Annotated in this window: 13 protein-coding genes; all 13 read right to left on the bottom strand. The window is 46.1% G+C overall.

Annotated elements, in window-relative coordinates; genetic code table 11:
- Position 1 precedes the first annotated feature (1 nt).
- Positions 2-3475: a DNA polymerase III subunit alpha gene (gene dnaE, locus L876_RS0119825; protein ID WP_028765390.1), complete on the bottom strand. Its 3474-nt coding sequence runs from the start codon at positions 3473-3475 to the stop codon at positions 2-4.
- A gap of 109 nt (positions 3476-3584) precedes the next feature.
- A complete protein-coding gene (gene rnhB / locus L876_RS0119820; protein ID WP_028765389.1) occupies positions 3585-4226 on the bottom strand; it encodes a ribonuclease HII in 642 nt (213 codons plus the stop codon).
- Between the two features lies 1 nt (position 4227).
- Positions 4228-5376 (bottom strand): lipid-A-disaccharide synthase, encoded by a 1149-nt coding sequence (gene lpxB, locus L876_RS0119815; RefSeq protein WP_028765388.1) that lies wholly within the window; start codon positions 5374-5376, stop codon positions 4228-4230.
- Between the two features lie 83 nt (positions 5377-5459).
- Complete coding sequence (lpxA, locus tag L876_RS0119810; protein WP_028765387.1) at positions 5460-6227, bottom strand: acyl-ACP--UDP-N-acetylglucosamine O-acyltransferase; 768 nt, start codon at positions 6225-6227, stop codon at positions 5460-5462.
- Positions 6224-6685 (bottom strand): 3-hydroxyacyl-ACP dehydratase FabZ, encoded by a 462-nt coding sequence (fabZ, locus tag L876_RS0119805; protein ID WP_028765386.1) that lies wholly within the window; start codon positions 6683-6685, stop codon positions 6224-6226. The genes lpxA and fabZ overlap by 4 nt, the downstream gene beginning before the upstream one ends.
- A 30-nt stretch (positions 6686-6715) precedes the next feature.
- Positions 6716-7741: a UDP-3-O-(3-hydroxymyristoyl)glucosamine N-acyltransferase gene (gene lpxD / locus L876_RS0119800; RefSeq protein ID WP_028765385.1), complete on the bottom strand. Its 1026-nt coding sequence runs from the start codon at positions 7739-7741 to the stop codon at positions 6716-6718.
- Between the two features lie 6 nt (positions 7742-7747).
- The gene (locus L876_RS0119795; protein ID WP_037429401.1) at positions 7748-8242 is read right to left on the bottom strand and encodes an OmpH/Skp family outer membrane protein; all 495 of its coding nucleotides are present in this window, start codon (positions 8240-8242) and stop codon (positions 7748-7750) included.
- Between the two features lie 69 nt (positions 8243-8311).
- Positions 8312-10795 carry an outer membrane protein assembly factor BamA gene (gene bamA, locus L876_RS0119790; RefSeq protein ID WP_028765383.1) on the bottom strand — a complete coding sequence of 828 codons (2484 nt, stop codon included), beginning with the start codon at positions 10793-10795 and terminating at the stop codon, positions 8312-8314.
- A gap of 31 nt (positions 10796-10826) precedes the next feature.
- Positions 10827-12188: a sigma E protease regulator RseP gene (gene rseP / locus L876_RS0119785; RefSeq protein WP_028765382.1), complete on the bottom strand. Its 1362-nt coding sequence runs from the start codon at positions 12186-12188 to the stop codon at positions 10827-10829.
- Between the two features lie 12 nt (positions 12189-12200).
- Positions 12201-13394 carry a 1-deoxy-D-xylulose-5-phosphate reductoisomerase gene (ispC, locus tag L876_RS0119780; RefSeq protein WP_028765381.1) on the bottom strand — a complete coding sequence of 398 codons (1194 nt, stop codon included), beginning with the start codon at positions 13392-13394 and terminating at the stop codon, positions 12201-12203.
- A gap of 2 nt (positions 13395-13396) precedes the next feature.
- Positions 13397-14254 carry a phosphatidate cytidylyltransferase gene (locus L876_RS0119775; protein ID WP_028765380.1) on the bottom strand — a complete coding sequence of 286 codons (858 nt, stop codon included), beginning with the start codon at positions 14252-14254 and terminating at the stop codon, positions 13397-13399.
- An 18-nt stretch (positions 14255-14272) separates the two neighbouring features.
- Positions 14273-15067 (bottom strand): polyprenyl diphosphate synthase, encoded by a 795-nt coding sequence (gene uppS / locus L876_RS0119770; protein ID WP_028765379.1) that lies wholly within the window; start codon positions 15065-15067, stop codon positions 14273-14275.
- Positions 15068-15148: 81 nt separating this feature from the next.
- Positions 15149-15706, bottom strand: coding sequence for a ribosome recycling factor (gene frr / locus L876_RS0119765; protein ID WP_028765378.1), 558 nt, complete (start codon positions 15704-15706; stop codon positions 15149-15151).
- Positions 15707-15773: the final 67 nt, after the last annotated feature.

Here is a 15773-nt window from a genome sequence, read left to right as displayed (position 1 = left end):
GTTAGAACAAGATCCTGACTTTATCCGAGCCGGTTAAGGTCTCTAACGCCAACATCAACTCATCGGTAGGATTTACCCGCCAATCATCACCTAACTTAAACTGCGCTTTTGCCTGTGCTTGAGCATAATTGATCACAACTGGCACAGTGCCTGATTTCCATGGTTCGAGAGCGGTTTTAAAGCCTTCAAGCCATGTGGAGTCGATGGCTTGCGACTCAACGTCTATCTCAACCGCATGGGCGAAATGACTGCGCGCCTCCCCCATATCAATAATGTTACGTGCCGTCATACGGTTACCGCCAGAGAAGTCATCAAAACTAACCTCCCCTTCGATAATCAAAATACGGTCTTTCTCTAATAGGTGACCAAACTTCTCAAACGCTTCGGTAAATAACATCACCTCAAGGCGGGCACTTTTATCGTCTATCGTCACCAGCCCCATCTTAGAGCCTCGTTTGGTCATCATCACTCGTGTTGCTATCACTAAGCCTGCAGCCTTCATCGTTTTGCCGCGCTCGGTTGGATGCACATCCTTCAATCGGCCAGAGGTGTAGTGCTTAAGCTCTTTGAGGTACTGATTAATCGGGTGCCCCGTAAGGTAGAGTCCTAAGGTCTCACGCTCCCCTTCTAGCCAAATTTTATCAGGCCACGGCGTACACTCAACAAACTGCTGTTTGCTGTCCTCTGGCTCACTATTGAGTAAGCCAAACATGTCGTGCTGGCCAATGGCTTCGGCTTTAGCATGTTGATCGGCCGCGCGAATAGCCTCAGGCAGTGTTGCCATCATCGACGCGCGGTGTGGCCCTAAGGTGTCAAGCGCACCTGCACAAATCAGCTTTTCTATCACACGTTTATTAAGCTTTTTCAGGTCTATACGGGCACAGAAATCAAACAAATCGGTAAATGGGCCATCTTCTCTGGCTTTAAGAATTGAATCAACCGGCCCTTCACCGACACCTTTAATCGCGCCAATGCCATAGACAATATTCATCTCGTCATCGACCGTAAAACGGAACAGACCTTTATTGACATCGGGTGGTAACAGAGGCAAACCCATACGCTCACACTCATCCACCAAGGTAACTATTTTATCTGTGTTATCCATATCGGCAGACATTACCGCTGCCATAAACTCCGATGGATAGTGAGTCTTAAGCCATAACGTTTGGTACGATACTAAGGCGTAAGCAGCGGAGTGAGATTTGTTGAACCCGTAACCGGCGAACTTTTCTACCAAGTCAAAGATCTTCATCGACAGATCGCCGTCGACACCGTTATTGACGGCACCCTCTTTGAAAATACTGCGCTGTTTGGCCATCTCCTCTGGCTTCTTCTTACCCATTGCACGACGCAACATATCCGCGCCGCCAAGGGTATAGCCAGAAAGTACCTGAGCAATCTGCATCACCTGTTCTTGATACAAAATAATGCCGTAGGTGGGCTCAAGCAGGGTCTTTAACGACTCATGCTGATATTGTGAATCGGGGTACGATACCTCTTCACGGCCATGCTTACGCTCAATAAAGTTATCAACCATGCCTGACTGCAGTGGCCCCGGCCTAAACAGGGCTACCAGTGCAATCATATCTTCAAAACAGTCGGGTTGCAGACGCTTAATCAGATCTTTCATACCACGGGATTCCAGCTGGAAAACGGCGGTGGTTTCATAACGCTGCAATAACCTAAATGAGGTAGGATCATCTAGTGGAATGGCTTCAATTCTTACCGGCGGTTTACCCTTTTTCTCAAGGCGCGGATTAACCATCTGCAGCGCCCAGTCGATAATCGTTAAGGTTCGCAGTCCCAGGAAGTCGAACTTAACTAAACCTGCGGTTTCCACATCGTTTTTATCAAACTGGGTCACCGGGTTTTGACCTTCAGAGTCACAGTAAAGCGGCGCGAAATCGGTGATCACCGTAGGTGCAATCACCACGCCCCCCGCATGCTTACCTGCGTTACGAGTTACCCCTTCTAAGATGCGACACATGTCGATAAGGTCTTTGACCTCTTCATCGGCGTCATAGGCTTCAGGCAGCGCAGGTTCTGCCTCAAAGGCTTTGGCTAGCGTCATTCCAGGTTCTGCGGGGATCATCTTAGAAATACGGTCGACAAAACCATAAGGGTGACCGAGTACTCGACCAACATCTCGTACCACCGCTTTCGCCGCCATGGTACCAAAGGTAATAATCTGTGATACCGCATCACGACCATACAGTTCAGCAACGTGGTCGATCACTTCATCTCGTCTATCCATGCAGAAATCGACGTCGAAGTCGGGCATAGATACACGTTCAGGGTTTAGAAAACGTTCGAAAAGCAGGTCAAACTCTAGCGGATCAAGGTCGGTAATTTTAAGCGCATAAGCGACTAAAGAGCCTGCACCCGAACCACGTCCTGGACCAATAGGAATATCGTTATCTTTACCCCACTGAATAAACTCCATTACGATCAGGAAGTAACCGGGAAAACCCATGTTATTAATTACCGTAAGCTCGATGTCGAGTCGTTCGTCATATTCTGGACGACGTTCTGCGCGAACATGTTCATCAGGGAAAAGAAACGCTAACCGCTCTTCAAGGCCCTTTTTAGAGACCTCGACCAAGAAGTCTTCGATAGAAAGATCGCCCGTTGGGAAATTAGGCAGAAAGTACTCGCCCAGACGCACAGTAACGTTACAACGTTTCGCAATCTCTACCGAATTAGCCAATGCTTCGGGAATATCTTCAAACAGTTCACACATCTCCTGTTCGGAGCGGAAATACTGCTGTTCACTATAAAGCTTTGGCCTACGCGGATCGGCTAACGTAAAACCATCGGAGATCGCCACGCGGATCTCGTGGGCCTCAAATTGTTCAGGCTGGAGAAACACCACTTGGTTAGTTGCTACCACAGGCAGATCTTTTTCACCCGCAAGATTAACCGCCATATGCAGATAACGCTCTTCATCGGCGCGGCCAGTACGAATGAGCTCAAGGTAGTAACGGTCAGGGAAATGGGTCTGATAAAACTCAACCAAAGAATCAACCTGGCCTTTATTACCTTTCAGCAGTGCCTTGCCCACATCACCATCTTTGGCGCCAGACAATAAAATCAAGCCCTCACTGTATTTTATCAACCACTCCTGATCGATAACCGCTCGGTCTCTGATATGACCACGTAAATACGCATCACTGATCAACAAGGTCAAGTTTTTGTAACCTTGGTTATTAATGGCCAATACCGTGATAGAGCAAAACTCGTCATCAAATCCTGGCGCTAACATCGAAAAGTCAGTTCCGATAATAGGCTTAATCCCAGCACCATGGCAGCCACTGTAAAACTTCACCAGACCACAAAGGTTGGTTTTGTCTGTTAGCGCCAATGCGGGCATCTCAAGCTCGCTGGCTTTGGCTAAAATTGGCTTTACTTTAGTAAGGCCATCAGACATAGAAAAATCACTGTGAACGCGCAAGTGCACGAAACGAGGTTCTGACATAGTTGATAGTTTCTTAATTATTTGGGCAGGTAATCGCCCTTTGAGATTAACAGAGTCACGCTTTACACGCTAGCCCAGCAAACCGTGAGCTAGCCATAAACATTGGTGACTATTGCGCGTCGAGGCGCTCTTTTACCGGGCGAAAACTTTTACGATGTTCAGCCAATACCCCGTATTGCGCCAAGGCTTCAAAATGCGCTTTAGTTGGGTAGCCCTTATGCTTAGCAAACCCAAACTCTGGATACTTAACATCTAAGGCTTCCATCTCTTTATCACGCACGACTTTAGCTATAATCGACGCAGCACTAATGCCAGCAATCAGTCCATCGCCTTTTATCACAGCATGGCTTTCGACACCGCCCTCTATGCATCCCTTAGCACTAAAGTCAGGGACTCGATTGCCATCGACCAGAATTCGATCTGGGCGTGCGCGCAGCCCTGCAATAGCACGCTGCATCGCCAACATGGTTGCGTGCAAAATGTTTAGCTCATCAATTTCAGTGGGTGTCGCTCGCCCTATAGAGACATCTAAGGCTTTTTCATAGATCTCATCAAATAATTTTAAGCGTTTTTTTTCACTAAGCTTTTTTGAATCATTCAAGCCTTCAATTGGGTTATTGGGATCAAGTACAACTGCAGCAGTGACTACATCGCCCACCAAGGGGCCACGCCCCACTTCATCGACACCAGCATAGTAACCAACGCACAAGGTACTGACTTGCTCAGGGGTGATATCTTTAAAAATGGCCATGCTAGGCTCCTGAAATCAGTGCTGTGACGGCATCAGCAGCGCGTTGGCTCGCATTACACTTAAGCTGCTGGTGCATCTGTTCAAATTGAGCGATAAGCGGTCGGAAATCACTGTCAAGTTGTGCAGACACGGCTGTAGCAATTTGCTCTGGCGTACAATCGGACTGGATTAACTCCGGCACTAAATCCGTATCGGCTAATAAATTAGGCAGAGAATAACGATCGATCTGCATCATGCCTTTGGCAATTTTATAAGTAATTGGACTCACGCGATAGGCCACCACCATCGGGCGTTTGACCAACATCGCCTCAAGCGTTGCTGTACCTGAGGCCAATAAAATCATATCGGCGGCCGCCATCACAGTACGTGATTGCCCTTCGACTAAATGAATCTCTAAATCAGGCGCAAACTGCGCCAAAGCAGCTTCAAACTGTGCACGCCTTTTTGCATTAACTAACGGGGTGACAAATTTAAGGTCTGGGTAACGCTGACGTAAAATTTGCGCCGCTTTAACAAAGGGCTCGGCAAGCTGTTTTAATTCGCCGCCACGGGACCCTGGCAGGATTGCCAAATACTCATCATCGGCTTCAAGCCCTAAGGTTTCGCGAGCTAAAGCTTTATCACTGATCATGGGGATATCGTCGGCTAAGGTATGACCAACGAAAGTACAAGGCACCTGATGTGTATCGTAAAACGCTTTTTCAAATGGCAATAATGACAACACCATATTGGTCGCTTTAGCAATTTTGAAGATACGTTTAGGTCGCCAAGCCCATACTGATGGGCTGACATAATGTATCGTCTTAATGCCGCGTTGCTTAAGCTTTAATTCCAGACCGATATTAAAGTCAGGCGCATCGATACCAATAAAGCAATCTGGGTTTAGCGCAGTGATCTCGTTAATAAGCGTTTTACGCACTTTTAAAAGACGTGGTAATCGCGACAACACTTCGACCAAGCCCATTACCGCTAACTCTTCAAAAGAAAAAATAGACTCGAAACCCAGTGCATCCATTTGCGGGCCACCAATGCCAACAAATCGTGCATCAGGGTATTGCTGTTTCAGTGCCTTAATCAGCCCGGCACCTAAGATATCGCCAGAGAGCTCCCCTGCGACCATGGCAAATATTTTCTGTCTATTTTCACTCATAACGTCATTCTTTTACTGTAATACCAATTGCTGTCATAAAAAAAAGCCCGTTAAAACGAGCTTTTCTTTTTATGGGCATATTCTTAACGAATAATGCCACGGCTAGAGTTAACGACAAAGTCCATCATCAACTTAACTTGTTCGTCCTGGGCATCATCACCCAATGCAGCTACCGCTTCGTCGATGGTCAATCCCTTACGGTAAAGACTCTTATAAGCACGACGCACCGCAAGCTGGCTCTCTTTAGAGAAACCACGACGTTTAAGTCCTTCGCTGTTCAGGCCACGTGGTATTGCTGGCTGTCCAGACGCCATCACAAATGGCGGTACATCTTGCAGAATTAATGAATAGCCTGCCGTAAAGGCATGAGCACCAATATGCACAAATTGATGCACACCTGTCATCCCACCAAGAATAGCCCAATCACCAACATGAACATGGCCAGCAATAGAAGCATTATTTGCCATAATAACGTTGTTACCGACCACACAATCGTGGGCAATATGCACGTATGCCATAAACAGGTTATTAGACCCGATAATGGTTTCGCCCTTATCTTGGGTGGTGCCGCGATGAATCGTAACTGATTCACGGATCACGTTGTTATCACCAATAATAAGACGTGTCGGCTCGCCGGCATATTTCTTATCTTGGCAATCCTCGCCCACAGACGCGAATTGGAAAATTCGGTTACCTTTACCGATAACGGTAGGTCCCCTAACCACCACGTGTGAGCTTAGATGACAATCATCACCAATCTCTACGTCTGCACCAATATAGGTCCAAGGACCAATGGTTACATTGGCACCGATTTTTGCGTCAGGATGTACAAAAGCTAACTTATCAATCACTTGCTAATCTCTCTACGAGCACACATGATTTCAGCTGAACAAACTAGTTCACCATCAACCCGAGCTTCACCAGTGAACACCCCAATCCCGCGGCGCTCTTTAATCATTTTTACTTCGAAATGAAGTTGGTCACCAGGCTCTACCACACGCTTAAAACGTGCTTTGTCGATCCCAGCAAAATAATACAATGCATCATTTGACGGTGCATCGCTCATGGTTTTAAACGCTAATAAACCAGTAGCTTGCGCCATCGCCTCAAGGATCAATACGCCAGGCATGACAGGCTGAACCGGAAAATGGCCTTGGAAAAATGGCTCATTGATCGTGACGTTCTTAATCGCGTGAAGCGTTTCACCTGGGGTAAAGTCTAAGACTCTATCGATCAACAAAAATGGATATCTATGGGGTAAAAACTTCAGGATCTCTTTGATATCCATTGTATTTAATTGATTTGACACTCAATAACTTCCTTAGCCGCCAACTGGCAGTTAATCATCTGATTTAACGTTTTTCTCTAACTTTTTAACGCGCTGGAACAACTCATCTAACTGTCTAAAGCGAACCGTATTACGGCGCCAGACTTTGTTTTCCATCGCAATTGTAGCAGAAGAGTATACACCAGGCTCTCTGATAACACTCGTGACGTTTGTGCCACCTGAGATGTGAGTACCATCTGCTACCGATAAGTGTCCTGCTACAGCACAGTTGCCACCGACAATGCAATATTTACCTAAAGTAGTGCTGCCAGCAAAGGTAGAACTCCCTGCCAGCGCCGTGTTTTCACCAATAATTACATTATGTGCAATTTGCACTTGGTTATCGATGATCACACCATCATGGATTTCGGTATGCTCAATAGCCCCTCTATCGATACTGGTACAAGCACCAATCTCCACGCGGTCACCAATACGAACGCCGCCAGTTTGGGGGATTTTAATCCATTGGCCACGCTCATTAGCATAACCAAAACCATCAGAACCAATAACCGTACTTGAATGAACGATGCAAGACTGGCCTAAGTGCACATCGTGATAAATGGTCACATTGGCCCAGAGCATTGAATTTGAGCCAATGATGACATTTTGCCCGATAACACAACCCGCACCAATTTGGACATTCTCACCAAGGATCACGTTTGCACCAATAACAGCATTAGCACCAATGGCCACCCCCTCACCTAAGGTTGCACTGGCATCGATAACCGCAGATGGGTGAATCGATTCCGCAGCACGTGGCGTGGTATCCAGTAACTGCGCGACTCTGGCAAATCCTACGTAAGGGTCTTTTAGTACAATGGCGTTACCCACAAACCCTTGTGCCGATTGAGGAGACAAGAGTACAGCCGATGCTGCCGTCCCCTCTAACTGACTTTGATACTTAGGGTTTGCTAAAAAAGAGATCTCACCAACTTGCGCCTTTTCTAGGGTAGCAACTCGAGTAATCTCAACCGAATCATCACCTTGTACTTCTGCATTTAGGTATGCGGCGATCTCTTTTATTGTATAGCTTTTCATCTATCTTTAGCCTTTGCTCAACGCTTCAACAACTTTACTGCTGATATCTGAAGTAGGCTTAACATAGATAACGGCGCCACGTTGGAACACCATGTCATACTGTTCTTTCTCTGCAATGGCGCTGATCGCTTTTTGAACTTTAACTAATAGTTTGTTCTGCTCTTCACCATTACGACGACGCATATCTTCATCCAAAGCCTTACCTTTGAGTTGTAGCTCGGCTTTGATTGATTCCATCTTACGTAACATCTCTGTCTTTTGGGTTTCGCTCATCAGGGCTGCATCACGCTGCTGAGTTTCAAGCATAGTGCGCAGTTCGTCTTGCATCTTTTGCACACCAGCAACACGATCACCAAATTCAGTTTTAAGGGTTTTGCTCACTTCTTCACGCTGAGGTAGTTGCTCAAACACCGCCTGCATATCAACAACGGCAATTTTCTCAGCTTGCGCAGCAATTGGTGCACCTAAAAGAACCAAAACCATCATTGCGCGATTAAACATCTTATTCAAAATAAACTCCTTATTGTCAGCAAAACTTGCCGAATACTTTTTAATTAAATTAATTCTACTTTAGAAAGTTTTACCAATGTTGAACGAGAAGATCTCTGTTTCGTCATCTTCATATTCTTTGATTGGCCAAGCAAGACTAAATACCATGGGTCCCATTGGCGACAACCATTGCACACTCATCCCCGCAGACGCACGAATACGTCCTGGATCAGAGTAATCCTGCAGCTTAGCAAACTGATCGGCTGGCAAGAAGCGATATGAGTCATAGTCAAACTCGGTGTCCCATACGTTACCCGCATCGACGAAGAAACTGGTACGTACAGAGTTTGTGTAAGCCTCATCGAGGAACGGCGTTGGTACAATCATTTCCAGCGTCGCTGTCGCGATAGCATTACCACCAATAGAGCGACCTTCACTCACTGTTACCCGATTTGGGTCCCCAGGCAAGCTACAACCGTCACCGGATGGATCTGGCGAACAAGGTTCGCTACCACGGTAGAGATAGAAAGAACGAGGTCCAACTGAGTTGGATTTAAAGCCACGTAATGAGCTGCTACCACCTGAGTAATAGTTTTCCCAAAACGGTAGAATCTGGTCATTATCGTTGAACTGACCATAACCGTTACCGTAGCCTAGACGTGCTTTGGTTAATACCACAAAGCTGTGACTGCGAGTAATTGGCCAGTAAAAACTGGTATCAAAATCGGTTTTGAAATATTGCAGATCTGAACCTGGTACCGTCATCTTACCACTTAAACGCTGCGATGAACCGTCGGTTGGGAAGGTACCACGGTTAAGCGTACTGCGAGACCAGCCTAGATTCATTTCAAAGTTATCAAATGATAAATCAGCATTAGGATCGCCCGCGTCACGATAGATATTATAGAAACGCAGCGCTTGTTCATAGGCTGATATTTCTGAAATTTCGTTGTGACGATAACCGATACCACCGTTAATACGGTTGTATTCGTTAATCGGGAATCCTGAGTTCAATGCAATACCATAAGAGCTATTCTTATAACGCTCTAGGTTAGCCTCATTTGCATCAAATTCGTTCCAATAGATATTTCCGCCCAAACTTACACCATCTTTGGTGAAATAAGGGTCCGTATAGGAGATATTGACGTTTTTAGAATACTTGTTGGTGTTTAAGTTAATACCAGCCTGGTTCCCCGTACCCAAGAAGTTACTCTGCTGTACACCAAACTGCAGGCTTAAGCCTGACTCGGTACCATAACCCACACCAGCGTTAAATGAGCCCGATGGCTGCTCCTTAACCGCAAAAGCAACATCGACTAGGTCATCAGTGCCAGGCACTTGAATTGTTTGTGTATCAACCGTCTCAAAATAACCTAAACGGTTTAAACGCGCCTTGGACTGCTCGACTTGGGCTGAGTTTAACCAAGCACCTTCCATCTGACGTAGCTCGCGACGCATCACTTCATCTTTGGTCACTTGGTTACCAGTAAAGTTAATGCTGCGAACATAAACACGCTTGCCTGGTTTAATATTAACGTTAAGGGCGACCTCTTTGGTCTCATCGTCAATTTCTGGATAGGTTTTCACTTCTGGGTAGGCATAACCAAAACGACCAAGGTACTTACCATACATCTCTTCGGTAAAGGTTACATCGGCACCGTTATAGGTATCACCCGCTTTGATAGGTAAAATGGCTTCCATCACCTTTTCACGGCCCATCAAATCACCAGTCAGGTTAACTTCTTTAACCTTGTACTGCTCACCTTCATCGACGTTGATAGTAATATATAAGCCTTTACGATCAGGTGTCATCGCCACCTGGGTCGAGGTGACATCAAATCGGATATAACCGCGGTTATGGTAGAAGGTCTTGATGGTCTCGAGGTCAGCTTGAAGCTTCTGCTTTTGATAGCGACGCTCACCAAAGAGGTCCCACCATGCAACATAATCTTTCAGCTCAAGCATGCCGATCAGCTCAGCATCAGAAAACACCGTATTACCCACAACGTTGATCTGACGAATTTCAGCGGCTAGACCTTCGGTAAACTTAAATTTAAGCTCAACACGATTTCGAGGCAGATTGATCACTTGCGCTTCAACTTTCGCGCCATATTTACCAACGCCATAGTAGAAATCTTGCAGACTCTTCTCGATACCGCTCAGCATAGTGCGATCAAGAGACTCACCGACTTTAACGTCGCTGCCGTCTAAACTTTCTTGAAGCTGCTCATCTTTAATATCTTTGTTGCCTTCGAAAGTTACAATACTGATCGTTGGCCGCTCTTTAACCGTCACCACCAGTACATTGCCATCGCGGCTTACGCCGATATGCTCAAAGTTAGTTGATGCATACAAGCTCTTAATTGCTTGTTGCAAGCGCTGTTCGTCAACGGTATCACCCACCTTAATGGGGATATTCAATAGTGCGGCACCCAAAGCAACACGTTGTAAACCTTGCACTTGGATATCGGTGACTTCAAATGGCTGGAATGTGTCGGCCCAACCGTTCCCTGATAAAGACGCACCGACTAATATCATCGAGGCAAAAATTTTATTCAATCTCATAGAGCACTTCTAATTATGTGTGTGTCCTTGCTCAGAGTCGGGAAAAATCATTGAAAAGGGCGATACTCATCAACATTAGCAGCATAGCTGCCCCAAATCTGAATCCAATTTCCTGCACCTTTTCGGGTACAGGCCTGCCTGTGATCACTTCGATGAAGTAATATAACAGATGCCCACCATCAAGCACTGGCAAAGGCAATAAATTAATAATGCCCAAGTTTACGCTGATTAATGCTAGGAATCCTAAAAAATAAACCAAACCATAGTTAGCACTACTTCCCGCACCTTGTGCAATAGAAATAGGGCCACTCAGGTTTTTCACTGACACATCGCCAGTAAACAATTTGCCAATCATCTTAATGCTGACGACGACAAGTTGCCATGTTTTATCGGCGGCGACCACAAAAGATTCGCCAAAGCCATACTCTAACTGCAAGCGCATCTCTTCAGGCCAAGGGGCTTGTGTCGGTGCAACACCGATAACCCCCTCTAACTGACCATCGACACCTTCTCGCTGCCCAGGTGTCACCGATAAATTAATCTGTTCGCCATCGCGCCGTACGGTTATAGAAATCGCTTTGTTAGCAGACGCTTTAATCTGGGCAACAAAGTCATCCCAATCACGATAAGGCTGTTGGTTAATCGCCACTAACGTATCGCCAACTTGCATACCGGCAGCTTTGGCTGCGCCATCATCACTCACCAATCCAAGCACGGGGGTGATTTCAGGCCTGTATACGCCTAAGCCAAGTGAAGTGATGGGCGACTGTTTTTCTGGGTCAAACTTCCAGTTACTGGTATCGAGTCGATATTGTCGTTCTTCTCCCATCAAACCAGACATGGGTGCTAAGGTAATATCGATATTCTCATCGCCAATATACCCAACCAAGGCATAAGTAACCTCCTCCCAGTTGCGCACTTCTCGATCGCCAACAGCAATAACCTGCATAGGTTTATTGACTTGAATCACTGCTGCGGGAGTGTTCTCTTGGGTCGATTCGATAATAGGTTTTAGCGAAGGGACACCAATCAAATACATAATATAAAGCGCAAAAATCGCAAAGACGAAATTGGCCATGGGTCCTGCACCCACAATCGCAATACGCTGCCAAACAGATTTTCGGTTAAACGCTTGTGACTTTAATGCCTCTGGCACCTCTTCTACCCGTTCATCGAGCATTTTTACGTAGCCACCAAGCGGTATCATCGCCACGACATATTCAGTGCCATCTGCACCGACCTTACGCCAAATAGCCTTACCAAAGCCAATAGAGAAACGCTCAACTTTAACGCCACAGCGGCGCGCGACCCAAAAATGACCATATTCATGGGCAGTAATGAGTATGCCTAACGCTATGATAAAAGAACCTAAGTTCCACAAAAAGTCTAACATCTCACTCCCTTTCTATTGCTTTAGCTGTTGTACTTGTTCAGCAGCAATACGACGTGTGTGCGTATCTAACGCTAAAATATCTTCGATACTATTTAAACTAGGCTGCGCTAATTTTGTTAGACAATATTCATTTACCTTGGCGATATCGGTAAATTTAATAACACCATTTAAAAATGCGTCTACCGAGATTTCATTGGCAGCATTCACCACGGTGGTTGCTTCTTGTCCCTGTGCACAAGCATCAATTGCTAAGGCTAAGCAGGGAAAACGATTGAAATCAGGTTCCATAAAGCTTAACTGTCCGACTTTGAAAAAATCTAAAGGTTCAACGCCTGCTGAAATTCTTTGCGGATAAGCCATACAATGAGCAATAGGTGTACGCATATCAGGATTACCCAACTGCGCGACGACTGAACCATCTTTATATTGCACCATTGAGTGAATGACACTCTGGGGATGCACCACCACTTTGAGCTGTTCTTGGCTGGCATTAAATAACCAACGAGCTTCAATATACTCAAGCCCTTTATTCATCATGGTGGCTGAGTCGACTGAGATTTTACGCCCCATCGACCAGTTAGGGTGTTTACACGCTTGTGCAGGAGTCATGGTATCGAGTGATGCGAGATCCGCCGTCAAAAAGGGACCACCCGATCCGGTGAGCAAAATATGTGAAATACCCGCATCGGTTAGTTGGCATGCACCAATCTGCTGTTGCACCCGCTCAGGTAAACATTGAAAAATGGCATTATGCTCACTATCAACCGGTAATACTTGCGCGCCAGAACCTTGCATCTCATCGATGAATAGTCGGCCTGACATCACCAACGACTCTTTATTTGCCAGCAGCACTCGCTTGCCAGCTTTCACCGCAGCTAAGGTTGAAGGTAAACCCGCCGCGCCGACAATCGCCGCCATCACGGTATCGACTTCAGGCGCGCTCACAAGGGCTAATAGCTCATCCTCGCCGCTCGTCACCTCAATATTTAATGCTGCCGGTAAACGAGACCTTAGTGCTAACGCCGCATCACAGTCCACCATATGGACGATAACGGGCTTATGAACCAAGCAAAGCGCTAGCATCTTGTCGACGCTAGCATTAGCGACCAATGCATAGGCCTTAAAGGTTTCAGGATTTTTTTCGATAACACTTAGGGTACTGGCGCCAATAGACCCCGTTGCCCCTAAAATCACCATATTTTGCATGGTTACATCCAAAATGCGATATAGATCAGCGTAAACACAGGTAACGCTGCAGTCAGACTATCGATGCGGTCAAGAACACCACCATGGCCTGGCAAGATAGTACCTGAATCTTTAATTTCAGCCACTCGTTTGAACATACTTTCAGAGAGGTCGCCAAGGGCTGAGATAAGCGCCACAAATAGGGTGACACTAATGACCAGGCCAAGCTCTTGTTCTGGGGAAACCATCATAATCCCCGTGACAACGACCATGGTTGTTAAAAGCCCCCCAACCAATCCCTCTATGGTTTTCGCTGGGCTTACATTAGGCATAAGCTTATGTTTACCCAAGGCTTTACCTGCGAAATAAGCGCCAGTATCGGTAGCCCATACGGTTAACATTACTAAAAAGACCAGTGCGCCACCATAGTATGGCATGGCGTCTGAACTGAGCGCTTTCAATGCTATCAGCGCGGTAAAGCAGGGAATAAGTGTGAGTTGGCCAAACATTGACTTCAACATGTGGCTCTTGCCCCAAAAATTGGCGCTTTTGGGAAACGATAGCACCAAGAGCAACGAGATTGCCCACCACATGGCACCAATGATCATGATGGCTAAAAAGATGGGGTGAAGGCTACCTTTAAACCATATTTCATCCGTAGGCACCAATACATTGAGTGCAATAAGCAACACGGCAATGGTGAAAGTAAAACTCCACTGAGTGACGGTACAGCGCTTATCTATAATGCGCCCCCACTCTTTAGCTGCAATCAAAAACACGGCAACTAAAGCCCATGAAAAATACTCCACAGGGAAAAAGAAAATGGCTCCCATGACTAATGGGATCAACCAGACTGCTGTTATTATTCTATGTTTTAGCAAAACTTTCCCTCTTTAAAATTATTGCTCAGCTTGCAACGTCTCTATTTGCGACCCCGTTAATCCAAAACGGCGCTGCCGAGTAGCAAATATGGCGACTGCGTCCTTAAACGCTTGCTCATCAAAATCTGGCCATAACACATCAGTAAACACTAACTCTGCATAGGCGGCCTGCCATAACACAAAATTACTGATGCGGAAGTCTCCTCCGGTGCGGATCATTAAATCAACTTCCGGCTGATTTTGCATGCATAAATGCTGACTTAATGCCTCTTCGGTGAACTGACTGCTGCTCATTTCACCAGATTCGACTTTTTCTGCCAAGGTTTGGGCCGCTTGCATGATATCCCAGCGTCCACCGTAGTTGGCCGCAACATTGAGCACAAGACCCGTGTTGTCCTCTGTCTTTGCCATTGCCGAGGCGATCTGCTTTTGCAAACGCTCAGAAAAACGGCTGATATCGCCAATGATATTGAGACGAACACCATTTTTATGCAGCAGCTTAAGTTCACGTTGCAGAACCGTAAAAAACAGCTCCATCAACAAACTGACCTCTTTATCTGGACGGCGCCAGTTTTCACTTGAAAAGGCAAACAATGTCAGCGAACCAATGCCCATCTCACGTGCAGTACTCACTGCCCGTCGCACGGCCTTTACCCCAGCTTTATGCCCGATTACACGCGGCTTTCCCTGGGACTGTGCCCAGCGTCCATTACCATCCATGATAATCGCAACATGCTTAGGTATAGACTGCTTTACCAGCTCGCAGAGTGCTTCATTAGAAAACTCTGAGCTAGATTGAGGTTCGATTGACATCTATTACAACCCTTTAAAATAGCAAACGCCGTGTAGTATACCCCTACACGGCGTGTTAACTCTAGTAACGAAGCAGGGAGATTAGACTTCCATCAACTCTGCTTCTTTTGCAGCCAAAATCTCATCGATCTGCTTAACGTGTGCATCGGTGAATTTTTGCACTTCATCTTCAGAACGGCGCACATCGTCTTCTGTACACTCTTTCTCTTTCTCTAACGCTTTGACATCTGAGTTTGCATCACGACGTACGTTACGTACCGCGATACGACCATTCTCAGCTTCTGCACGAACGACTTTGATCAGATCCTTGCGACGTTCTTCTGTTAGCGCTGGAAGAGGAATGCGAATCGTTGTACCGGCAGACATAGGGTTTAGACCAAGGTCTGAACTCATAATGGCCTTCTCAACAGCTGGGATAAGTGTGCTATCAAATACCGTTACAGCAAGTGTTCTTGAGTCTTCAATTGACACATTACCCACTTGCTTAAGTGGAGTCATTGAACCGTAATAAGAAACCTTAATTGAATCTAATAAGCTAGGGTGTGCACGACCAGTACGAACTTTCGCCATCTGGGTTTTAGTCGCTTCTACACATTTACCCATGCGTTCTTTCGCATCTTGTTTGATATCATTAATCACGTTAATTATCCTTTTGGGTTACTCAATTTTTTTACTCGGGCTGGCACTGCGCCATCCCGATATCTAT

It is taken from the genome of Shewanella colwelliana ATCC 39565 (genome assembly GCF_000518705.1).
Lineage (GTDB): Bacteria > Pseudomonadota > Gammaproteobacteria > Enterobacterales > Shewanellaceae > Shewanella > Shewanella colwelliana.
This window is presented reverse-complemented; position numbering and strand designations above follow the sequence as displayed.

Excerpts from the sequence above, each read along its gene's own strand:
- dnaE (WP_028765390.1), bottom strand. The coding sequence starts at position 3,475 with ATGTCAGAACCTCGTTTCGTGCACTTGCGCGTTCACAGTGATTTTTCT.
- rnhB (WP_028765389.1), bottom strand. The coding sequence starts at position 4,226 with ATGGCCATTTTTAAAGATATCACCCCTGAGCAAGTCAGTACCTTGTGC.
- lpxB (WP_028765388.1), bottom strand. The coding sequence starts at position 5,376 with ATGAGTGAAAATAGACAGAAAATATTTGCCATGGTCGCAGGGGAGCTC.
- lpxD (WP_028765385.1), bottom strand. The coding sequence starts at position 7,741 with ATGAAAAGCTATACAATAAAAGAGATCGCCGCATACCTAAATGCAGAA.
- L876_RS0119795 (WP_037429401.1), bottom strand. The coding sequence starts at position 8,242 with ATGTTTAATCGCGCAATGATGGTTTTGGTTCTTTTAGGTGCACCAATT.
- bamA (WP_028765383.1), bottom strand. The coding sequence starts at position 10,795 with ATGAGATTGAATAAAATTTTTGCCTCGATGATATTAGTCGGTGCGTCT.
- rseP (WP_028765382.1), bottom strand. The coding sequence starts at position 12,188 with ATGTTAGACTTTTTGTGGAACTTAGGTTCTTTTATCATAGCGTTAGGC.
- ispC (WP_028765381.1), bottom strand. The coding sequence starts at position 13,394 with ATGCAAAATATGGTGATTTTAGGGGCAACGGGGTCTATTGGCGCCAGT.
- uppS (WP_028765379.1), bottom strand. The coding sequence starts at position 15,067 with ATGTCAATCGAACCTCAATCTAGCTCAGAGTTTTCTAATGAAGCACTC.